At 73.1% G+C, this 20,564-nt stretch carries 16 protein-coding genes; 4 read left to right on the top strand and 12 right to left on the bottom strand.

What is annotated here, in order from left to right; translation table 11 throughout:
- Positions 1–19: 19 nt before the first annotated feature.
- From ACWCXC_RS15255 to ACWCXC_RS15210, 10 genes are all read right to left on the bottom strand, one after another.
- On the bottom strand, positions 20–685 hold the full coding sequence (locus tag ACWCXC_RS15255) for an urease accessory protein UreF (RefSeq protein WP_450889057.1): 666 nt from the start codon (positions 683–685) through the stop codon (positions 20–22).
- A complete protein-coding gene (locus ACWCXC_RS15250; protein ID WP_450680436.1) occupies positions 685–2,388 on the bottom strand; it encodes an urease subunit alpha in 1,704 nt (567 codons plus the stop codon). Before ACWCXC_RS15250 ends, ACWCXC_RS15255 begins: the two co-directional genes overlap by 1 nt.
- A complete protein-coding gene (locus ACWCXC_RS15245) occupies positions 2,376–2,774 on the bottom strand; it encodes an urease subunit beta (RefSeq protein ID WP_450889055.1) in 399 nt (132 codons plus the stop codon). Before ACWCXC_RS15245 ends, ACWCXC_RS15250 begins: the two co-directional genes overlap by 13 nt.
- Positions 2,771–3,073, bottom strand: coding sequence for an urease subunit gamma (locus ACWCXC_RS15240; protein ID WP_239221042.1), 303 nt, complete (start codon positions 3,071–3,073; stop codon positions 2,771–2,773). The genes ACWCXC_RS15245 and ACWCXC_RS15240 overlap by 4 nt, the downstream gene beginning before the upstream one ends.
- A 243-nt stretch (positions 3,074–3,316) precedes the next feature.
- Positions 3,317–7,072: a S8 family serine peptidase gene (locus ACWCXC_RS15235; RefSeq protein ID WP_450889052.1), complete on the bottom strand. Its 3,756-nt coding sequence runs from the start codon at positions 7,070–7,072 to the stop codon at positions 3,317–3,319.
- Between the two features lie 103 nt (positions 7,073–7,175).
- Positions 7,176–8,321, bottom strand: a complete 1,146-nt coding sequence (locus ACWCXC_RS15230) for an XdhC family protein (protein ID WP_450889050.1) — start codon at positions 8,319–8,321, stop codon at positions 7,176–7,178.
- Positions 8,322–8,367: 46 nt separating this feature from the next.
- Positions 8,368–9,825 (bottom strand): NCS2 family permease, encoded by a 1,458-nt coding sequence (locus tag ACWCXC_RS15225; RefSeq protein ID WP_450889048.1) that lies wholly within the window; start codon positions 9,823–9,825, stop codon positions 8,368–8,370.
- Positions 9,826–10,096: 271 nt separating this feature from the next.
- Positions 10,097–12,481 carry a xanthine dehydrogenase family protein molybdopterin-binding subunit gene (locus ACWCXC_RS15220; RefSeq protein WP_450680441.1) on the bottom strand — a complete coding sequence of 795 codons (2,385 nt, stop codon included), beginning with the start codon at positions 12,479–12,481 and terminating at the stop codon, positions 10,097–10,099.
- Positions 12,482–12,484: 3 nt separating this feature from the next.
- Positions 12,485–13,078, bottom strand: coding sequence for a (2Fe-2S)-binding protein (locus ACWCXC_RS15215; RefSeq protein ID WP_450680442.1), 594 nt, complete (start codon positions 13,076–13,078; stop codon positions 12,485–12,487).
- A gap of 2 nt (positions 13,079–13,080) precedes the next feature.
- Positions 13,081–13,971, bottom strand: coding sequence for an FAD binding domain-containing protein (locus ACWCXC_RS15210; protein WP_450680443.1), 891 nt, complete (start codon positions 13,969–13,971; stop codon positions 13,081–13,083).
- A gap of 250 nt (positions 13,972–14,221) precedes the next feature.
- Here ACWCXC_RS15210 and ACWCXC_RS15205 point away from each other — a divergent pair, with 250 nt between their 5' ends.
- Positions 14,222–15,937 (top strand): PucR family transcriptional regulator, encoded by a 1,716-nt coding sequence (locus tag ACWCXC_RS15205; RefSeq protein WP_450889045.1) that lies wholly within the window; start codon positions 14,222–14,224, stop codon positions 15,935–15,937.
- 199 nt (positions 15,938–16,136) lie between these two features.
- Positions 16,137–16,922: a hypothetical protein gene (locus ACWCXC_RS15200; protein WP_450680445.1), complete on the top strand. Its 786-nt coding sequence runs from the start codon at positions 16,137–16,139 to the stop codon at positions 16,920–16,922.
- A 40-nt stretch (positions 16,923–16,962) separates the two neighbouring features.
- Here the strand turns inward: ACWCXC_RS15200 and ACWCXC_RS15195 are convergent, their stop codons facing one another.
- Positions 16,963–17,724, bottom strand: a complete 762-nt coding sequence (locus tag ACWCXC_RS15195; protein ID WP_450889043.1) for a GntR family transcriptional regulator — start codon at positions 17,722–17,724, stop codon at positions 16,963–16,965.
- Between the two features lie 146 nt (positions 17,725–17,870).
- On the opposite strand from ACWCXC_RS15195, the gene ACWCXC_RS15190 reads away from it, so the two are divergent.
- A complete protein-coding gene (locus ACWCXC_RS15190; protein WP_450889041.1) occupies positions 17,871–18,719 on the top strand; it encodes a (2Fe-2S)-binding protein in 849 nt (282 codons plus the stop codon).
- Between the two features lie 189 nt (positions 18,720–18,908).
- On the top strand, positions 18,909–19,988 hold the full coding sequence (locus tag ACWCXC_RS15185) for a DUF2637 domain-containing protein (protein WP_450889039.1): 1,080 nt from the start codon (positions 18,909–18,911) through the stop codon (positions 19,986–19,988).
- A gap of 54 nt (positions 19,989–20,042) precedes the next feature.
- Here ACWCXC_RS15185 and ACWCXC_RS15180 read toward each other — a convergent pair whose 3' ends face one another.
- Positions 20,043–20,441 (bottom strand): ATP-binding protein, encoded by a 399-nt coding sequence (locus ACWCXC_RS15180; protein ID WP_450680449.1) that lies wholly within the window; start codon positions 20,439–20,441, stop codon positions 20,043–20,045.
- Positions 20,442–20,564: the final 123 nt, after the last annotated feature.

The raw sequence follows: 20,564 nt of genomic DNA, 5'->3' as shown, positions 1-20,564 counted from the left end.
GTCGGGGTGCGGGGTCGTGTCAGGCAAGGAAGAGCCTCCGTTCGCGTCGTGCGTGGTCGAGTGCCCACTGTTCGGTGAGCAGGGCCGTACGGGCGGGCAGCAGGCCCGGATCGCGTACGGCGAGGGCGGCGCCGGCCGCCCGTGCCGCCTCGGGTTCGGCGGCGAGGATCCAGGCGACCGAGTCGAGCGGGTCGCCGGGCAGGAGCTTGAGCGCGGCCGAGGCGATGGTCTGGAGCTCGTCGTAGACGACGGCGTGCGCCAGTTCCTCCTCGGTCGCGGGGAGTACGGCGGCGAGCGCGCCGAGCGCGACCGGCCTGAGCGGACGGCCCTCCAGCGCGGACAGCGCGGTGACGGCCGGATGGCCGGGGGCCAGGCGCCGGGCGAGCCGGTGCACCCCCCGGCCGAGCGCCGCCGAGGCGGCGCGCTGCGGGGCGACCGGGGTCCGGGCGGCCAGCGCCCGTTGCACCGGCCCGTAGTCCGGCCGCCCCTCCCCCGCCGCCCGCAGCGCCAGGACGGCGGCGGCCGCCTCGGTGACGGCGGTGGTGCGCAGCCGGGCCGTGAGCAGGGCGGGGACGTCGTCGCGGGTGAGCCCCGCCGCGACGGCCGGCTCCAGTCCGGCGCTGTAGGTGTACGCGCCGACCGGGAGCCGGCCGTCGCCCAGCAGGAGTGCGGCCAGGGAGGCCATCAGAACAGGGAGTACCGCTGGGTGAGCGGCAGTTCGGTGACGGGCGCGGGTTCGACCGGTTCGCCGTCGATGCGGATGGCGAAGGTCTCCGGGTCGACCTCGATGACGGGCAGCGCGGTGTTGTTCGGCAGGTCCGCCTTGGTGAGGTGGCGGGTGGGGCGTACGGCGACGAGCTCCCGTACGAGTCCGAGGCGTTCGGCCAGCCCGTCGGCCAGGGCGGCCGGGGCGACGAAGCTGACGGACAGGTGCGGGGCGGCCCCGGCCGCCGCCGTCGGGCGCAGCAGCACGGGCTGGGTCGTGGGGATCGCCGCGTTGGCGTCGCCCAGCGGGGCGTAGACCACCATGCCGCCCTTGAGGACGGCGGCGGGGCGGATGCCGAAGAAGGCGGGGTCCCAGAGGACCAGGTCGGCGAGCTTGCCCGGTTCGACGGAGCCCACGACATGGTCGATGCCGTGCGCGACGGCGGGGCAGATCGTGTATTTGGCGACGTAGCGGCGGGCGCGTTCGTTGTCGGCGGGCAGCACGCTGCCCCGGTCGCCGAAACGGTTCTTCATCACATGGGCGACCTGCCAGGTGCGGCAGACGACCTCACCGATGCGGCCCATGGCCTGGGCGTCGGAGGAGGTGATGGAGAGCGCGCCGATGTCGTGGAGCACGTCCTCGGCGGCGATGGTGGTGGCACGGATCCGGGACTCCGCGAAGGCCAGGTCCTCGGGGACGCGGGGGTTGAGGTGGTGGCAGACCATCAGCATGTCGAGGTGCTCGTCGACGGTGTTGACGGTGTGCGGGAGCGTCGGATTCGTGGACGCCGGAAGGATGTGGGGGTGGGAGGCGACCGTGATGATGTCGGGCGCGTGGCCGCCGCCGGCGCCCTCGGCGTGGAAGACGTGGATGCCCCGGCCGGCGATGGCGTCCAGGGTCCCCTCGACGTAGCCGGCCTCGTTGAGGCTGTCGCCGTGCAGCGCGACCTGGAGCCCGTAGGCGTCGGCCGCCCTCAGCGCGGCGTCGATGGCGGCGGGGGTGGCACCCCAGTCCTCGTGGACCTTGTAGCCGCCCGCGCCGGCGAACGCCGCCTCGCGCAGCGCCTCCTCGCCGACGGTGGACCCCTTGGCGAAGAGCAGGACGTTCAGCGGGACGGAGTCCAGCGCCCGGTGCATCATCGCGAGGTTCCACGCGCCGGGGGTGACGGTGGTGGCCTTGGAACCCTCCGTGGCCCCGGTGCCGCCGCCGATGACGGTGGTGGTGCCGGTGGCCAGGGCCTCGTGCAGGGTCTCCGGCATGAGGAAGTGGACATGGGTGTCGACGGCCCCGGCGGTGAGGATGCGCCCCTCGCCGGAGACCACGTCGGTGCCGGGTCCGATGACCAGGTCCGGATGGACGCCGTCGGTGGTGTCGGGGTTCCCGGAGCGGCCGAGGGCGACGATGCGCCCGGAGCGGACGCCGACGTCGGTCTTGACGATCCCCCAGTGGTCCAGGACGACGACGTTGGTGATGACCAGGTCGAGGGCGCCGTCGGCGCGCGAGGTGGTGGCCTGGGCCATGGACTCGCGGATCGACTTGCCGCCGCCGAAGACGGCTTCGTCGCCGCCGACGCAGCGGTCCTCCTCGACCTCGATCCAGAGGTCGGTGTCGGCCAGCCGGACGCGGTCGCCGGTGGTCGGCCCGTAGAGCGCCGCGTAACCGGCACGGCTCAGCTGGGACACCGCACGGCCTCCTGTTCCTGTTCGTGTTCGGGGATGCGGACCGGGTGTCCGGCTTCCTGTTCCTGTCCCTGTTCGGGGGTGCGGACCGGGTGCGCGGCGCGGACGACGAGGCCGGGCACCGCACCGCGTCCGCCGAGCGCCACGAGAGCGACCTCGGCGCCGACGCCGGGTTCGAAGCGCAGCGACGTGCCGGACGGAATGTCCAGCCGGAATCCGCGCGCGGCGTGCCGGTCGAAGGAAAGCGCGGGATTCACGTCGGCGAAATGGAAATGCGAACCGATCTGAATGGGACGGTCTCCGTCATTCACCACGGTGAGCCGAATGGCGGGGCGTCCGGAATTGAGCTGGACCGTGCCGGCCGCAGGCCGGATCTCGCCGGGGATCACGGGATCGGCGCGGTGATCGTGACGAGCTTGCGCCCGTCGGGGAAGGTCGCCTCGACCTGGACGTCGTGCAGCATCTCCGGAACGCCTTCGAGCACGTCGGAGCGGGTGAGCACGGTACGCCCCTCGGTCATGAGGTCGGCCACCCGGGCCCCTTCGCGGGCCCGCTCCATCGCCCAGCAGGCGAGCAGGGCGGTGGCCTCGGGGTAGTTGAGGCGTACGCCTCGCGCGCGGCGGTCACGGGCGACCATTCCGGCGACGCTCAGCAGCAATTTCTCCGTGTCGGACGGAGTGAGAAACATGGGAAACCTCCATGGCGGCGGATCCCCGGAATTCCCGGAATCGCCTCGGCCACGCTCCTCTTATAAACCTCCGGATGGCGCCGTGGCAACTTCCGTCGCACCGCAAAAAATCCCTTTCTGGCGTTATCGCCCACCATATACGGGCAAAGCAGACAAACTTTGATCATCGCCGGGCACGGGAAAGGCGGTCGCGCCCCCGGTCCCCCGGGGTGCGCGACCGCCTCGAACACGGTCCTCAGCAGGTCACTTGAGGCCGAAGGCCCGGATGATCTCCTGGTCCACCGAGAGACCGCCGGGGGCCTCCGCGTGCGCCTTCAGCGACACGGCCCCGGCCCCCTTCTTCGGGGTCTTGAAGCGGGCGGTCCAGGACCCGGCCCCGTCCTTCCTCAGCTGCACGGCGCTCCAGGTCCTCCCGTCGTCGTAACTCACCGACAGTCCGGCCTTCGTGGCCTTCACCGCGCCCTCCAGCCATTCCTGCGTGGTGGACGAGAGACCGATCTCGGTCCAGCCGCCCGCCTTCACGTCCCCGGCGAGGCCGGTCGCGACGTCGTAGTCCAGCTGGAGCATCGGGATGTCGACCTGGAACGGGCCGTCGGCGTCCGGCGCGCCCGACTCGAACGCCCACTCCGTGTGGGTGCGCACCGAGGTCTTCCAGGTGTCCGCGTCGCGCGAGGCGTCCAGGACCAGCCGGTAGGGCAGCTTCTCGGGGGCGAGGCCGCCCGCGTAGCCCGCCCGCCCCGGGACCTGGTCGAGCAGCGTGTCGCCCTGGTAGAGCGCGGCCGTGCCGGTGTCGTACTCCTTGTCCGGCATGGCGCCCGAGTGACCGGCGCCGCCGTCCGACCACGGCGCGACGTTGTACTGGATGTCGCCGTACTGCGAACGGCTCGGCCCCCAGTAGCCGGTGCCCAGACGCGGCCGGGCGACCGGGGCGAACCAGTCGGCGCGGTAGGTGCGGCCCGCCGTGTAGTCCAGGTCGCCACCGCGCTGCTCCAGCGAGATGTCGGTGCCGGTCTCGTTGTAGACCGAGTGGTCCTCGTACCAGAACGAGGCGCCCGGCAGCGGCGTGACCCACTCGGTGCGGGTGGCCGGGTACTTCTCGTACTCGGCGAAGCCGATCCCGTAGCCGTAGTCGGGGATGTCGTAGCGGTAGCCGCCGCCGACGACGTCCCGGTGGCCGTAGAAGGTGTTCTCCACCTCGGCCAGGTCACGGGCGGACGGGGCGAAGGCGAGCGAGCGGTCCGGGACGGTGCCGTCGTGGCGGTCGACCAGGTCGTACACGTACTGGGCGAACTTCCGCTGGACGACGGTCACCTTCGCGCCGCGCCGCGCCTGCTTCACCAGGTCCTCGCCCGCCAGCCGGCGCACGGAGGCCACCGGGATCGGGAGCGTGGTGCCGTAGTCGGCGTAGGACTCCATCAGCACGCCGTCACCGGAGTTGACGACGAACAGCGCCTCGGCGCCGGCCGCGATCGCGGCGGCCGCCCGGTCGGCGGGGGCCACCGCGTCACCGCTGCGGATCACGACGGCCTTGCCCCGCGCGTCCAGGCCCTTGTAGTCGGCGGGCGCGCCCTCGCCGGCGAAGACGGTGGCGAGCTTCTGGCGCCGGTCCTCGGCGACCGGCGAGCCGCCCTGCACGGCCACGTCCACGTCACGGCCGCCGGCCGTCAGGTCGACCAGCTTCTCGCCCTGCCGCCAGCGCGTCAGGAAGGAGAAACCGCCCTGGGTGACCTTCTCGGTCGGGCTCGCCCACAGCTGGTCGTACGTCAGCGGGATCTGGTATGCGTCGCGCTGGACGGTCCCGTCCGGGGCGGTGCGCGCCATGTCGTAGCGCAGCTGCCGGGTCTCCGTCTCCTTCGGCGTCCGCACCTCGACCTTGTGCGCCCGGGAGGCGTCGAGGGTCACGGTGGAGGGCTTGTCGAGGACGATCTCGGGGGCGGCGAGGAAGGCGAGCGCCTTCGAGTCGGCGGTGTCGCCCTTGATGTCGGCGGCGGACCAGGCGGTGTACGTGCCCGGGGGCAGCCGGAGCGTGGTGTCGCCGGGAACCGCGACGGGCGTCAGGTTCGGGTCGCCGAGGGCCGCGAGGACCACGGTCCCGTCCATCGGCTCGCCCGCGCGGTCGCGCAGCCGCAGCGTCAGGTCGTAGAGCTCCTGCTCCTTGTTCAGCGCGAAGCCGGTGTGCGCGACGACCGCGCCGGAGGCGTCCTTGGCGAGGACCTGTCCGGAGTACGTGGTGTTCACCGCGACCTTCGTCGGGTCCAGCGAGAGCACCGCCTCGGCGGTCGCGCCGGCCGGGACGGTGAGCCGCCGCGCCGACAGGGTGTACGCGTCCGCGTCCCCGTCCGTCGACAGGTCGAGGGTCACGTCCTCGGTGCCGGTGTTGCGGTAGGTGAGGGTCCGTTCGGCGACCGGGTCCGAGGGGCTGTGCGGCCAGTCGTAGGCGGCGACCGGCACGGAGCCGGTGGCCTCGATCCGGGTGTCGACCGCGGCCTTCACATCGAGCCGGCCGGTGCCCTGCTCGTACGGGGTGTGGTCGGGCAGCAGCTTCGACGAGGTCATCAGCGCGTCCTTGAGGCGCTGTCCGGACCAGTCGGGGTGGCGCTGCTTGAGGATGGCGGCGGCGCCGGCGACGTGCGGGGTCGCCATCGACGTACCGGACATCGACTGGTACATGCCCTCGATGCCGGGGACCGACTGCGAGGCGGCGGCGTTGATGTCGACGCCGGGGGCGGAGAGGTCCGGCTTGAGGCCGTAGGAACGGACCAGCGGGCCCATGGAGGAGAAGTCGGCCCGGCCGTCCTGCTTGTCGACGGCGGCGACGGTCAGCGCCCGGTCGGCGGAGCCGGGCGAGCCGATGGTGCCGGCGCCGTAGGCGTTGCCGGCGGCGACGACGAAGAGCGGGCCCCCGTCCGCGGAGAGGGTGTTGACGGCCTGGGCCATCGGATCGGTGCCGTCGTCGGGGACGTCCGAGCCGAGGCTCATGGAGACGACGTCGGCGCCCTCGGCCTTCGCCCACTCCATCGCCTCGATGATGCCCGAGTCGGCGCCCGACCCCTCGTCGCTCAGCACCTTGCCGATGAGCAGTCCGGCGGCCGGGGCCACGCCCTTGTTGACGCCCTCGGAGGCGGCGCCCGAGCCCGCGACGGTGGAGGCGACGTGCGTGCCGTGGCCGTGCTTGTCGTCGACCTCCTCGCCGGGGACGAAGCTCTTCGTCTCCAGGATGCGGTCCTTGACGTCCGGGTGGTCGGCGTCGATGCCGGTGTCCAGGACGGCGACCTTGACGCCCTTGCCGTCGTAGCCCTCGGCCCATGCCTGCGGGGCGTTGATCTGCGGGACGGAGTCCTTCAGCGCCGCCTCGACACGGCCGTCGAGCCAGAGCTTGGCGATGCCGTTGTCCAGCGAACGGGCCTTCGGGGTGGCCGCGATGTCGTCCCAGAAGGTGCGGACGGTGTCCTTGCCGGCCTTCAGGGCGGCGCCGTGGATGGAGGCGAGCGTCCGCACGGTCCGGCTGCCGCGCGGGGCGGCGGGCAGCGCGCGGGCCTTGCCCGCCGGGTAGGTGGCGATCAGGGGTATGCCGCCGCTGTGCGCGTCGTCGTAGCCCATCTTCGCGAGGGCGGTGATGTTGAAGAGGCGGCGGTCCAGCCGGCCGGCGGCGATCAGTCCGGCGGCCTCGTCGGGCAGGACGTACAGCTCGTCCCCGGCCTGCTGGACGTGGACCCCGCCCGGCGCGCCGTCCGGGCGGTCCACGGTGACGGTGTCCTGCCGGCCGGCCCCGTCGGAGACGTGCACCACGTCGCCGGTGACCAGGGTGATGTCGTACGTGCGCACCTCGGCGGCGGCCCGGCCGGGAGCGGCGGCCGGTCCGGTGGCCGCGGTGGCGGTGCCGGTGACGGGGAGCAGCGCCCCACTCGTCAGGGCGACCGCGGTCGCGGTCAGAAGGGCGCGGCGCCGGGCGGGGACGGGTCTCGCCCGGCCGCCGGCTGTGGAGGGTGTGGAAGTCATGCTGCTGATCTACCGGTTGCCGCACCGGTTCGTCAGTGCCCGCGGCTGGCGGAAAACCGCCGCGGCGGACAACCGCCTGTTCCGGAAGGTCCCGGACGCGGTCTCAAGCGGCGGAGCCGAGCCGTCCGGCGGGGGCCGGGTCGGGGTGGATCGGGGTGTGCGCGCCGGTGAGCGGGCGTCCGCTGCCGCCGCGCCGCTCGGCGACGATCTCGGCGGCGATGGACAGGGCGGTCTCCTCGGGGGTCCGGGCGCCGAGGTCGAGGCCGATCGGTGAGTGGAGGCGGGCGAGTTCCGCTTCCGTCACCCCGGCTCGGCGCAGCCGGTCCTCGCGGTCGAGATGGGTGCGGCGCGAGCCCATCGCGCCGATGTAGGCGACCGGCATCCTGAGCGCGGTCTCCAGCAGCGGGATGTCGAACTTGGCGTCGTGGGTGAGGACGCAGAGCACGGTGCGCGCGTCCACCCCGGTCGCGGCGAGAAAGCGGTGCGGCCAGGCGACGACGAGTTCGTCGGCCTCCGGGAAGCGGGCCCGGGTCGCGAAGACGGGCCGGGCGTCGCACACCGTGACGTGGTAGCCGAGGAACTTCCCGGCCCGCACCAGGGCGGCGGCGAAGTCGATGGCCCCGAACACGATCATCCGGGGCGGCGGGACGCTGGACTCGACGAGCAGGGTGAGCGGCCGGCCGCAGCGGGAGCCGTCCGCGCCGATGGTGAGGGTGGCGGTGCGTCCGGCGTCGAGCAGGGCCCGGGTCTCGGCGGCGGCGGTGCGGTCCAGCTCCGGATGGCCGCCGAGACCGCCCTCCGCCCCGCCGTCCGGCCGGACGAGCAGCGGCCGGCCGAGCAGTTCGGCGGGGCCGTCGGTGATCCGGGCGAGGGCCGCCGCCTCCCCCCGCGCCGCGGCGGCGAAAGCGGCGGCGAACACCGGGCGGGCGGGGTCGTCCGCCCGTACCGGTGTCACCAGGATGTCGATGACGCCGCCGCAGGTCAGTCCCACGGCGAAGGCGTCCTCGTCGCTGTAGCCGAAGCGTTCGCGGACGGGGGTGCCGTCGTCGAGCGCCTGCCGGCACAGCTCGTAGACCGCGCCCTCCACGCAGCCGCCGGAGACCGAGCCGATCGCGGTGCCGTCGCGGTCGACGGCGAGCGCGGCCCCGGGCTGCCGGGGTGCGCTGCCGCCGACGGCGACGACGGTGGCCACGGCGAAGTCGCGGCCCTGCGCGGTCCATCGGTCGAGTTCCTCGGCGATGTCCAGCATCTCGGTCTCCTTGGCGGACGGTGGGGGAAGCGGCGTACGGGGAAGGTCAGCTGACGCCCAGCCAGCTCTCGATCGGGTGCAGGGCGAAGTAGACGACGAAGATCACCGTCAGTCCCCACATGAAGGCGCCGACCTCGCGGGCCCGGCCCTGGGCCGCCTTGATGGCGACGTACGAGATGACGCCGGCCGCGACCCCGGTGGTGATGGTGTACGTGAAGGGCATCAGGACCACGGTCAGGAAGACCGGGACGGCCACCGAGCGGTCGCTCCAGTCCACGTGCCGGGCGTTCTGCATCATCATGGCACCGATGACGACGAGGGCGGCGGAGGCCACCTCGGCCGGCACGATCGCGGTGAGCGGGGTGAAGAAGAGGCAGGCGGCGAAGAGGAGCCCGGTGACGGCGGAGGCCAGCCCGGTCCGGGCGCCCTCCCCGACGCCGGTGGCGGATTCGACGAAGACCGTCTGGCCGGAGCCGCCGGCGACGCCGCCGATCGCCCCGCCCGCGCCGTCGATGAACAGCGCCTTGGACAGGCCGGGCATGCGGCCCCGGTCGTCCGCGAGGCCCGCCTCCGTGCCGACCCCGATGATGGTGGCCATCGCGTCGAAGAAGCCGGCCAGCACCAGGGTGAAGACGATGAAGCCGACGGTCATCGCACCGACGTCGCCCCAGCCGCCGAACTCGACGTCGCCGAAGAGGGAGAAGTCCGGTGTGGAGACGGCCGATCCGCTCAGCTCGGGCGGGCCGCTGCTCCAGATCTTCGGGTCGACGTCGGCGGCCTTGTTGACGACGACGGCGACGACCGTGCCGACGACGATCCCGATGAGGATCGCGCCGGGGATGTTGCGGGCCTGGAGCATGAAAATGAGGAGCAGGGTCACCGCGAAGACGAGGACGGGCCAGCCGGCGAGTTCACCGGTCGGGCCGAGGGAGACCGGGGTGGCGGTGCCCTTGCCCACGAAGCCGGCCTTGTAGAGGCCGATGAGGGCGATGAACAGACCGATGCCCATGGTGATGCCGTGCTTGAGCGGCAGCGGGATCGCGTTCATGATCAGCTCGCGCAGGCCGGTGACCACCAGGAGGCAGATCACCACGCCGTACATCACGCACATGCCCATGGCCTGCGGCCAGGTCATCTCCGGGGCGACCTGCGAGGACAGCACGCCGGAGACGCTGAGCCCGGCGGCGAGCGCGAGCGGGACCTTGCCGACGAAGCCCATCAGCAGGGTGGTCGCGGCGGCGGCGAGCGCGGTGGCGGTGATCAGTCCGGGCTGGCTGAGAACGTTTCCGTCGACGTCCTTGCCGCCGAGGATGAGCGGGTTGAGCAGCAGGATGTATGCCATCGCCATGAAGGTGGTGACACCGCCGCGCACTTCGGTGGCGACGGTCGATCCGCGCTCGGATATGTGGAAGTACCGGTCGAGCCATGATCTTCCGGCGGGGACGCGCGAGCCGCGGCCCGCCTCCTTCGCGCCGGTCTTCGGTTCCACTGACTGCTGGGTCATGATGCCTGACTCCCAAGGTTCACAGGGGCACCCGCGATGACGAATCGATATGCGGGATTTGGGATGACTGCGCTGGCTGCACGACCCGGGGGACGGCCCGAGGCGAACGGTGCGACGTGGTGTCGAACGGGTACGGCCGGCGGCGGAACGCCGCCGCGGGACGGGTCCGGGGCCCGCGAGCGGTGCGGGGCCGGTGACTCCGGGCGGTGCGGCGGGGAGGGTGTGACGTTCCCTGGGCGCGCACCGCCCGGAGCGTGGTGGGGAGCTCCGGTCAGGTGCCGGTGAGGTGCTCCGGGCGGACCGGGGTCCGGTTGAGCTCCAGCCCCGTCGCGTTCCGGATCGCCGCGAGGACGGCCGGCGTGGACGACAGGGTGGGGGCCTCGCCGATGCCGCGCAGCCCGTACGGGGCGTGCTCGTCGGCGAGTTCGAGCACATCGACCGGGATGGTCGGGGTGTCGAGGATGGTGGGCAGGAGGTAGTCCGTGAAGGAGGGGTTGCGCACCTTCGCGGTCACCGGGTCGACGAGGATCTCCTCCATGACGGCGATGCCCATGCCCTGGAGGGTGCCGCCCTGGATCTGGCCGAGGACGGACAGCGGGTTGAGGGCCTTGCCGACGTCCTGGGCGCAGGCCAGTTCGATGACCTTGACCAGGCCGAGTTCGGTGTCGACCTCGACGACGGCGCGGTGGGCGGCGATGGAGTACTGGACGTGGCCGTTGCCCTGGCCGGTGCGCAGGTCGAAGGGCTCGGTGGGCCGGTGGCGCCACTCCAGCTCGATGTCGACCGCCTCGTCCTCCAGGACGTCGACGAGGTCGGCCAGCACCTCGCCGCCGTCGGTGACCACCTTGCCGCCCTCCAGGAGGAGTTCGGCGGTGGCCCAGGCCGGGTGGTAGGTGCCGAACTTGCGGCGTCCCATCTCCAGGACCCGTTCCCGGACGGCCTCGCAGGAGTTCTTCACGGCGCCGCCGGTGACGTAGGTCTGCCGGGAGGCGGACGTCGATCCGGCCGAGCCGACCCGGGTGTCGGCCGGGTGGATGGTGACCTGGGCGACGCCGAGTTCGGTCCGGGCGATCTGGGCGTGGACGGTGACGCCGCCCTGTCCGACCTCGGCCATGGCGGTGTGGACGGTCGCGACGGGTTCGCCGCCGACGACCTCCATGCGCACCCGGGCGGTGGAGTAGTCGTCGAAGCCCTCGGAGAAGCCGACGTTCTTCAGGCCGACCGCGTAGCCGACGCCCCGCACGACGCCCTCGCCGTGCGTGGTGTTGGAGAGTCCGCCGGGCAGGGCGCGTACGTCGGGGCCGGCGCCCGCGCTCTCCCACTGGCGCTCCGGCGGCAGCGGCCGGGCCTTGACCCGGCGGAGCAGTTCGGCGACCGGGGCGGGCGAGTCGACCCGCTGGCCGGTGGGCAGCAGGGAGCCCTGTTCCATGGCGTTGAGCTGCCGGAACTCGACCGGGTCCATGCCGAGGGCGGCGGCGACCTTGTCCATCTGCGCCTCGTAGGCGAAGCAGGCCTGGACCGCGCCGAAGCCGCGCATGGCGCCGCAGGGCGGGTTGTTGGTGTAGAGGGCGATCGCCTCGATGTCGACGTCCTCGACGACGTAGGGGCCGACGGAGAGCGAGGAGGCGTTGCCGACGACGGCCGGGGAGGCGGAGGCGTAGGCGCCGCCGTCCAGCACGATGCGGCACTTCATGTGGGTGAGCTTGCCGTCGCGGGTGGCGCCGTGCTCGTACCAGAGCGTGGCGGGGTGGCGGTGGACGTGCCCGAAGAAGGACTCGAAGCGGTTGTAGACGATCTTGACGGGTTTGCCGGTGCGCAGTGCGAGGAGGCAGGCGTGGATCTGCATCGACAGGTCCTCGCGGCCGCCGAAGGCGCCGCCGACGCCGGAGAGCGTCATGCGGACCTTGTCCTCGGGCAGGCCGAGGACGGGGGCGATCTGGCGCAGGTCGGAGTGGAGCCACTGGGTGGCGACGTAGAGGTCGACGCCGCCGTCCTCGGCGGGGACCGCGAGGCCGGACTCGGGGCCGAGGAATGCCTGGTCCTGCATGCCGAAGACGTACTCGCCGCTGATCACCACGTCGGCGCGGGCCTTCGCGGCCTCGGCGTCGCCGCGGACGATGGGCTGGCGGTGGACGATGTTGGGGTGCGGTACGTGCCCGATGTGGTGGTCGTCGCGGTTCTCGTGGATGAGGGGCGCGCCGGGCGCGGTCGCGGAGGCCTCGTCGGTGACGACCGGCAGTTCGCGGTAGTCGACGCGGATCTTCGCGGCGGCGCGGCGGGCCGTCTCCGGGTGGTCGGCGGCGACCAGCGCGACCGGTTCGCCGTGGTGGCGGACCCGGCCGTGGGCGAGGACGGGGGTGTCCTGGATCTCCAGACCGTAGTTCTTCACCTCGGCCGGCAGGTCGTCGTAGGTGAGCACGGCGTAGACGCCGGAGGTGGCGAGCGCCTCGGAGACGTCGATGGAGCGGATCTCGGCGTGCGCGACGGTGGAGCGCAGCGTGTGGCCCCAGAGCATGTCCTCGTGCCACATGTCGGAGGAGTACGCGAACTCCCCGGTGACCTTCAGGATGCCGTCGGGGCGCAGCGTGGACTCGCCGATGCCGCCCTTGGTGGGGGTGCTCTGGTTGATGTGGGTGGGGGTTCCGGTGACGCCCATCGTCTAGACCGCCTCTTCCGCGCGGGCGGCCGCGAGGCGGACCGCGTCGAGGATCTTCTCGTAGCCGGTGCAGCGGCAGAGGTTGCCGGAGAGCGCCTCGCGGATGTCCGCGTCGGAGGGCTCCGCGTTGCGTTCCAGCAGTTCGTCCGCGGCGACCAGCAGTCCGGGGGTGCAGAAGCCGCACTGGACGGCGCCCGCGTCGATGAATGCCTGCTGGATCGGGGAGAGCGGGCCGGTGTCGCGGGTCTCCTCGGCGGTGGGCCGGGCCTTCCAGCGCTGCGCGGTGTCGACGGTGACGCCGCAGGCGCCGGAGGCGCAGCCGGTGCCGGGGTGGGCCTCGGCGCGGTGGGCGGCGAAGTCGGCCAGTCCCTCGACGGTGACGACGTCGCGGCCCTCGACCTGGCCGGCGGCGACCAGGCAGGAGCAGACGGGCACCCCGTCGAGGCGGACCGTGCAGGAGCCGCACTCGCCCTGTTCGCAGGCGTTCTTGGAGCCGGGCAGGCCCATCCGCTCGCGCAGGACGTAGAGCAGGGACTCGCCCTCCCAGACGTCGTCGGCCTCGTGCGGGCGGCCGTTGACCGTGAAATTGACGCGCATGATCAGGCGGCTCCTTCGGTGCTGCGGCCGTTGCCGCGGTACGACTCCCAGGTCCAGCCGAGGGTCCGGCGGGCCATGATCCCGACGGCGTGGCGGCGGTAGCTCGCGGTGCCGCGCACGTCGTCGATCGGGTTGCAGGCGCCTGCGGCGAGCTGGGCGAACCGGGTGGCGACGGAGGGGGTGATGACCGCCCGGCTGTCCCAGAATCCGCCCTCCTCCAGGGCGGCGTTCAGGAATTCCTCGGCCTCCTTCGCCCTGACGGGGGTCGGGGCGGCGGAGCCGATGCCGGTGCGGACGGTGCGGGTCTCCGGGTGCAGGGCGATGCCGAAGGCGCAGACGGCGATGACCATCGCGTTGCGGGTGCCGACCTTGGAGTACTGCTGCGGCCCGTCGGCCTTCTTGATGTGGACGGCCCGGATCAGTTCGTCGGGCTCCAGGGCGTTGCGCTTGACGCCGGTGTAGAAGGCGTCGATGGGGATCATCCGGGTGCCCCGGACGGACGCGGCCTCGACCTCGGCGCCGGCGGCGAGCAGGGCGGGGTGGGCGTCGCCGGCGGGCGAGGCGGTGCCCAGGTTGCCGCCGACGCCGCCCCGGTTGCGGATCTGCGGCGAGGCGACGGTGTGCGAGGCGAGTGCCAGTCCGGGCAGCTCGGTCCGCAGGTGGTCCATGATGCTGCTGTACGGCACCGAGGCGCCCAGGCGTACGCTCTCCGGGCCCACCTCCCACTCGGTCAGCTCACCGATGCGGTTCAGGTCGAGCAGCTGCTCGGGCCGTCGGTGGTCGAAGTTGATCTCGACCATCACATCGGTGCCGCCCGCGATGGGTACAGCCGTCGGGTGCTCGGCCTTGGCGGCGAGCGCCTCCTCCCAGCTGGCGGGGCGAAGGAAGTCCATGAGTGGCTCTCTTCTCGATCGGTCGTTCGCTGGGGCTGGGGGACGGCCGGCCCGGTTCCTGTTCATGTCTTGTTCACGCGGTGTGCGGCCCAGTACACAAGCCCTGCTCCACCTGGTGCAGTCACCGAAACCATGAAGGAGTTGGCTGGTCTCCGCCCGCGTCTTGTAGATTCGAACGAATGGCGGGGACTCGTTACCTCGCGGCAATACCCAGTTCTTCCCCGCACGAACGAAAGAGAACGGCGACGAGATGCGGCTGCGCGCCCTGCTGGAGACGGATGCCCTCGGCCTGCGGCTGCTCGGCGGCGAGGACGAGCTGGACCGTTCGGTCCGCGGTGTGATGACCACGGATCTGCGCGATCCGAGCCGCTACCTCACGGGCGGCGAGCTGGTGCTGACCGGGCTGGCCTGGCGCCGGGACGCCGGGGACGCGGAGCCCTTCGTACGGATCCTGACGGCGGCCGGGGTGGCCGGTCTGGCGGCGGGCGAGGCGGAGCTGGGCGACATCCCGGAGGATCTGGTCGAGGCGTGTCGCCGGCACCGGCTTCCGCTCTTCGCGGTCCATGAGACGGTTGCGTTCGCAACGATCACCGAGCATGTGGTGCGGCAGGTGTCGGGCGAGCGCGCCGGGGACCTGGCGGCGGTCGTGGACCGGCACCGCCGGCTGATGACGTCGGGCCCGGCGGGCGGCGGCCCGGAGGCGGTCCTCGATCTGCTCGGCTCCGATCTCGACCTGCGGGCCTGGGTGCTCTCGCCCACGGGGCGGAGGATCGCGGGCGCGGGCGCGCCGCTGCCCGCCCCGGTCGGCGCGGAGCTGGCGGGGGCGCATCTGGCCGCGGTGCGCTCGGGCCGCCGCGCCCCGCACCGGGCCGTGAGCGGCGGGGCGACGTACGCGCTGTTCCCGATCCGGAACGCCGGCCGGGGGGCCGCTCCGGCCTCCCGGGACGTCCGGGAGTCGGTCCTGTCGGACTGGCTGCTGGCCGTGAAGGCCGACGCGGCCGACTGGCCGGCCGCCCGGCTCGATCTGCTCCAGGGCGTCACGCAGCTGATCGCGGTGGAGCGGGAGCGGCGGGACGCCGCCCGGACCGTGCGCCGCCGGCTGGCCCAGGAGGTCCTCGAGCTGGTCCAGGCGGGCGCGCCGCCCGCCGAGATCGCCGCCCGGCTGAGGGTCGCCGCCCCGGTGCTGCTGCCGGGGCTCGGCGCCGCGCCGCACTGGCAGGTGGTCGTGGCCCGGGTGGAGTGGGACGAGCGCGGGGCGCCCGGCGGCTCCGGTTCCGGGATCGCGGGCGGCCCGGCCGCGCAGGCCCTGCTGGAGGAGATCCTCATCGACCCGGCGGTCTCGGGCCCCGATTCCGCCGACCGGATCGCCGTCGCGCATACGGGTGACGAGGCGGTCGCCCTCGTCCCGCTGCCGGCCGCCTCGGCGCCGGACGCGGAGGGGTCCGTGGCCGGGGAGGACCCGGAGGACCCCGCGCTGCACGCCGACACGCTGCTGGACGCGGTGCGGGCGCCGCTCGCCGCGGGGCTGGCGGACGACGGCCGGCTGACCCTGGGCGTCAGCGCCCCGGTGCACTCGCCGGAGGGGCTGCGCGGCGCCCTGGAGGAGGCCCGGCACGCCCGCCGGGTGGCGGCGGCCCGGCCGGGGCGGGTCTGCGCGGCCGGCCACCACGAGCTGGCCTCGCACGTCCTGCTGCTGCCGTTCGTCCCCGACGACGTGCGGCGTGCGTTCACCGCACGTCTGCTCGACCCGCTGCGCGACTACGACCGGCGCCACCGCGCGGAGCTGATCCCGACGCTGGAGGCGTTCCTGGACTGCGACGGATCGTGGACCCGCTGCGCGTCCCGGCTGCACCTGCACGTCAACACGTTGCGCTACCGGGTCGGGCGAATCGAGCAGTTGACGGGTCGTGACCTTTCGCGGCTGGAGGACAAGCTCGATTTCTTCCTCGCCCTGCGCATGAGCTGAGGCCCCGGGCCCGCGCCGGGTCCCGCTCACACCCGGTCGATTGTGAAAAGTTTCACCTATCCTTGACTCGACCTCTTGGCCCGGCGTGCCAATCCGTGCTGTGATGCGGCCAGACTCCGAGTGTCCGCCCCCGCGGGGGTCCGGACGCTCTCCACAGCTCGATGGCGCGCTCGGGGAGGGCAATGTGGCGCATACCGCCATGTCTGGTTCCGGAACGACAGCAGATGACGATCCGCCGCTCCAGACAGCGGTATGGCGGTTGCGGTCGCGCGCCTGTTGGACGGACGCCGCCGCCCTGCTCGCCCACGACGCCGCCACCGACCCGGCAGCGGCCCTCCAGCGCACGTCGCTGCTGACCGAGCGCTGCCTGTACACCGGGCAGGGCTGGACCGAGGCCGAGGACGCGCTGCGCACCGCCGAGGCCATGGCCCACGACGACGCCGAACGCGGGGCGGCGGCCTGCGAACGCGGTCATCTGGCGTACGCCTCCACGCTCCTCGGGGTGCGCGACCGCGCGGACGAGGCCCGGGTGGCGCTCGGCCGGGCCGCAGCCCTGCTCTCCCCCTCCGCTCCCGCCCGTCCGCTGCTGGACTTCCGCCGGGGGCTGATCGCCCAGAACATCGCCGATTCGCCGCAGGCCGCCCGCGCCGCGTACCGCAGGGCGCACGCCGGGGCGACCGCCCAGGGCGACGCGCTGCTGCTCTCCTCCACATGGCGCCATCTGGCTCTGATCGCCCTGCGCGAGGGCGAGTTGGCGGAGGCCCGGCACGGCTTCGCGGAGTCGTTGCGGATAAGGGAGGAGCTGGGCTATCTGGTCGGTACGGCCCCGGCCCTCATCGCCATGGCCGACGCGGAGCCCGAACCGGAGGAGGCGGCCCGGCTGCGCGCCGAGGCGGGGCGGCTGTTCCGGCTGCTGGGCGGCGTGCCGACCTGGCTGGCCCCGCATCTGGACCCCCCGGACCCGGCGACGGCCGAGGCGAACTGAGTCCGCCCGGGGCCGCCGGCCGGGCGGCGGCCCGGCCGGGTCAGCGGTCGGCGCCCGCGAAGTGCTCCCGCACCAGCGACTGCACCACGGCCACGTCCTGGGCGATCAGCGCGTCCAGGAGGGCGGTGTGCTCGGCGGCGTCGGCGAGCAGATCGGCGCGGCGGGTGGTGGGGTTGCCCTCCAGCGGCCACTGGGAGCGGCGGTGCAGATCGTCGGCGACCATGACCAGCTGGGTGTTCCCGGCCAGGGCGAGCACCGCCCCGTGGAAGGCGCGGTCGGCCTCCGCGTAGCTCGCGCGGTCCCCGACGGCCGCGGCGGCGACCGTGGCATCGGCCAGCGGGCGCAGCGCGCACCAGGCGGCCGGGGGCACGGTGCGGGCGAGCCGCAGCATCACGGGCACCTCGATCAGGGCGCGCACCTCGGCCAGCTCCGCCAGCTCCCCCGGCCCGCGCTCGGCGACCCGGAAGCCCCGGTTCGGCACGACCTCGACGGCCCCCTCGACGGCGAGCTGCTGCATGGCCTCGCGCACGGGGGTGGCGGAGACGCCGAAGCGGGCGCCGAGCGCCGGGGCGGAGTAGACCTGGCCGGGGACCAGCTCGCCGTCGACGAGGGCGGCCCGCAGCGCGTCCAGGATCTGGCCGCGCACGGAGTGCCGGCGCACCGCGGCCGGGGGGTCGGGCGGCTCGCCGTGGGTGTGCTCGCCCCGGGCCTGTTCGGGCACCCGGACGGACGAGGACGCGGTCATGGGGGCGGGGGACGCGTACGGCGTCCACGCGTCCTCACGCGCTCTGCCCTGCTCCACGGGTACCTCCCTCGGCCTTCACGGGCACGGCTCGCGCACACCGGGCCCCTTGTGCACGATAGGCGCAAGGGCCCGGAGTTCACACATCCATCGCGTCGGGTAAGGTAAGGCTTACCTGCAAACGATCGCGATTCGGTGGTCCCTGCATGACCCTTCCCACGCTTGCCCCCGGTTCGACGGCCTCGGCGGTGACGGACGCGTACGCGCGGCTGGCCGAGGTCTTTCCGGGGCTGCGCGCCGAGGCCCTGCCGGCCGGCGCCCCCTTTCCCGACGGCGCCGGATGGGTGGGGGCGCACGAGCTCGCGGCCGGGGGCGACGCGCTCGACGCCTTCCTCGTCTGGGACGACGAACAGGTGATGCGGGACTACGGGGAGCGGGCCCGGCCGGACGTGGTGGCCGGATTCGGACTGCACCGGTACGCGTGGCCGGCCTGTCTGCTGGTGACGGTGCCGTGGTTCCTGCACCGCCGGGTGCCGAGGATCCCCGTCGAGGACGTGGCCTTCCAGCGGGCGCTGGGCCATCTGGCCGTCCGTGTCACGGAGTTCGCCTGCCTGTCGGACGATCCGGCGGCCGGGCTGCCGGGCGCCCGGGTGGTGGCCGACGAGGCCGCGCTGCGCGCCGAGGTCCTGTCGGCCGTGGCCGAGCACCTGGATCCGGTGCTCGAAGGGTTCCGGTCGCGGATGCGGCGCGGGCGCCGGGCGCTGTGGGGCATGGCGACGGACGAGGTCGTCGAGGGGCTCTGGTACATCGGCGCCCTGCTCGGCGAGGAGTCGCGCGCGATGGCCGAGCTGGAGGCGCTGCTGCCGGGCACCGCGAAGCCGTACGTCGGCACGCCGGGCTTCCGTGAACTGACCGGACCCGGCGGGGAGTCGCTGCCGACCCGGGACCGGGCGAGCTGCTGCATGTTCTACACGCTGCGGCCCGAGGACACCTGTGTCACCTGTCCGCGCACCTGTGACGCGGAACGGGTCCGCAGGCTGATGCCGGCCCGCTGATCGCACCGCTCTCCGGGGTGGCGCGATTCGAACTCAACTCGCTTTCTCCGCACGGGCATTCGACCAGATCGTGAATATCCCACGACTCCGCCACCCCATTGGCGTTCTCTTGCACCGAAACCGCCTGGAAGCGTGGAATTCCCCGGCACGATGGCGTCCGAAACGCTGACGTGACACAAGGGACCGCGCATGAGACTGACCGACATATCGCTTGACTGGCTGCTGCCGGCCGTCGTGCTGCTGGCGGGAGTCATGGCGGCGGCGACGGTGGTCGCGCGCGGCAAGCGCGCCTCTGACACATCCGCCGCCGACGACTCGTGGGAGCGCAGCGAGGAACGGCGCAGACGCAAGGAGGCGCTGTTCGCCACCGCCTCCTACGTCCTGCTGTTCTGCTGTGCCGCGGTCGCCGCGGCACTCTCCTTCCACGGCCTCGTCGGCTTCGGCCGGCAAAACCTCAGCCTCTCCGGGGGCTGGGAGTACCTGGTGCCCTTCGGGCTCGACGGGGCCGCCATGTTCTGCTCGGTGCTCGCCGTGCGCGAGGCCAGCCACGGTGACGCGGCCCTGGGCTCGCGCCTGCTGGTGTGGACCTTCGCCGGGGCGGCGGCCTGGTTCAACTGGGTGCACGCGCCGCGCGGTCTGAGTCACGCCGGCGCCCCGCAGTTCTTCGCGGGGATGTCGCTCTCGGCGGCGGTGCTGTTCGACCGCGCGCTGAAGCAGACGCGTCGCGCGGCGCTGCGCGAGCAGGGCCTGGTGCCCCGCCCGCTGCCGCAGATCCGTATCGTCCGCTGGCTGCGTGCTCCCCGGGAGACCTACGGCGCCTGGTCGCTGATGCTCCTCGAGGGCGTCCGCACCCTGGACGAGGCGGTCGACGAGGTGCGCGAGGACCGCAGGGAGAAAGAGCAGAACCGTCTCCGCAGACGGGACCAGGAGAAGCTGGACCGGGCGCACATCAAGGCCCTGAACCGGCAGAACCGCGCCTGGACCCGCATCGGCCGCGCCCCCGCCCCGGTGGATGTGCAGGCCATCGCCCCGGCGGCGCCCTCCGCGCAGTCCGTCGCGGAGCCCGCCATATCGGAAGCCGGTCAGCTCCCGCTGAGGCCCCGGCCGTCCCTGCAGGCCGTGAACGGCCCGCAGTCACGGGACATGCCGGAGCTGAGCGGGAGTGATCCCCGGACGGTGGACCTCACCGCCGAGGACGACACCCAGGCCCTGCCCCGGCTCGACTCGCTGGAGCGGAAGCTGAAGGACCTGGAGCAGCAGTTCGGCTGAACCACCGGTCCGGACTCCGTCCGGCGGAAACGGCCCTGACGGTCCCGTGGACCGTCAGGGCCGTTCGCCGTCCAGTTCGAACCAGACGACCTTGCCGGGACCACGGGTGCTGACGCCCCAGGAGTCCGCGAGACTCTCCACCAGGACCAGGCCCCGCCCGTGCGTACCGTCGTCGGCGTCCGGTACGTGCGATTCGGGCATCCCGGGGACGAAGTCCCGGACCTCCACACGGAGTCTGCGCGGTGCCACACTGACGGCGACGACCGCTCCCTCGTCCGTGTGGACGAGCGCGTTGGTGACCAGCTCGCTCAGCAGCAGCTCGGCCACCTGAGCGGGCTCCTCCTTCCAGCGATATCGCAGTAATTCCCTTACGGCTCCGCGCACTTCGGCCACGGCCGCCAAATCGGCACGGCCGACTCTGCGATGCAATCGGGCCAATTCCTGACGCTCCATCGTCTCCCCCGCCCACACAGCGAATCGTCCCCCTCCGCTCGGTCTTCCTCACGCCATGCATGCCCCGCCTACGCGCTGTCACGCGTCCGCGTTCATCAATCCGTGCGAAACCTCCCCCATCTG

The organism is Streptomyces sp. NPDC001515 (assembly GCF_053597115.1).
This window is presented reverse-complemented; position numbering and strand designations above follow the sequence as displayed.

Bases quoted from the DNA above. Each gene is read 5' to 3' on its own strand.
- ACWCXC_RS15255 (WP_450889057.1), bottom strand. From the start codon at position 685: ATGGCCTCCCTGGCCGCACTCCTGCTGGGCGACGGCCGGCTCCCGGTC.
- ACWCXC_RS15240 (WP_239221042.1), bottom strand. From the start codon at position 3,073: ATGTTTCTCACTCCGTCCGACACGGAGAAATTGCTGCTGAGCGTCGCC.
- ACWCXC_RS15235 (WP_450889052.1), bottom strand. From the start codon at position 7,072: ATGACTTCCACACCCTCCACAGCCGGCGGCCGGGCGAGACCCGTCCCC.
- ACWCXC_RS15230 (WP_450889050.1), bottom strand. From the start codon at position 8,321: ATGCTGGACATCGCCGAGGAACTCGACCGATGGACCGCGCAGGGCCGC.
- ACWCXC_RS15225 (WP_450889048.1), bottom strand. From the start codon at position 9,825: ATGACCCAGCAGTCAGTGGAACCGAAGACCGGCGCGAAGGAGGCGGGC.
- ACWCXC_RS15220 (WP_450680441.1), bottom strand. From the start codon at position 12,481: ATGGGCGTCACCGGAACCCCCACCCACATCAACCAGAGCACCCCCACC.
- ACWCXC_RS15215 (WP_450680442.1), bottom strand. From the start codon at position 13,078: ATGCGCGTCAATTTCACGGTCAACGGCCGCCCGCACGAGGCCGACGAC.
- ACWCXC_RS15210 (WP_450680443.1), bottom strand. From the start codon at position 13,971: ATGGACTTCCTTCGCCCCGCCAGCTGGGAGGAGGCGCTCGCCGCCAAG.
- ACWCXC_RS15205 (WP_450889045.1), top strand. From the start codon at position 14,222: ATGCGGCTGCGCGCCCTGCTGGAGACGGATGCCCTCGGCCTGCGGCTG.
- ACWCXC_RS15200 (WP_450680445.1), top strand. From the start codon at position 16,137: ATGTCTGGTTCCGGAACGACAGCAGATGACGATCCGCCGCTCCAGACA.
- ACWCXC_RS15190 (WP_450889041.1), top strand. From the start codon at position 17,871: ATGACCCTTCCCACGCTTGCCCCCGGTTCGACGGCCTCGGCGGTGACG.
- ACWCXC_RS15185 (WP_450889039.1), top strand. From the start codon at position 18,909: ATGAGACTGACCGACATATCGCTTGACTGGCTGCTGCCGGCCGTCGTG.
- ACWCXC_RS15180 (WP_450680449.1), bottom strand. From the start codon at position 20,441: ATGGAGCGTCAGGAATTGGCCCGATTGCATCGCAGAGTCGGCCGTGCC.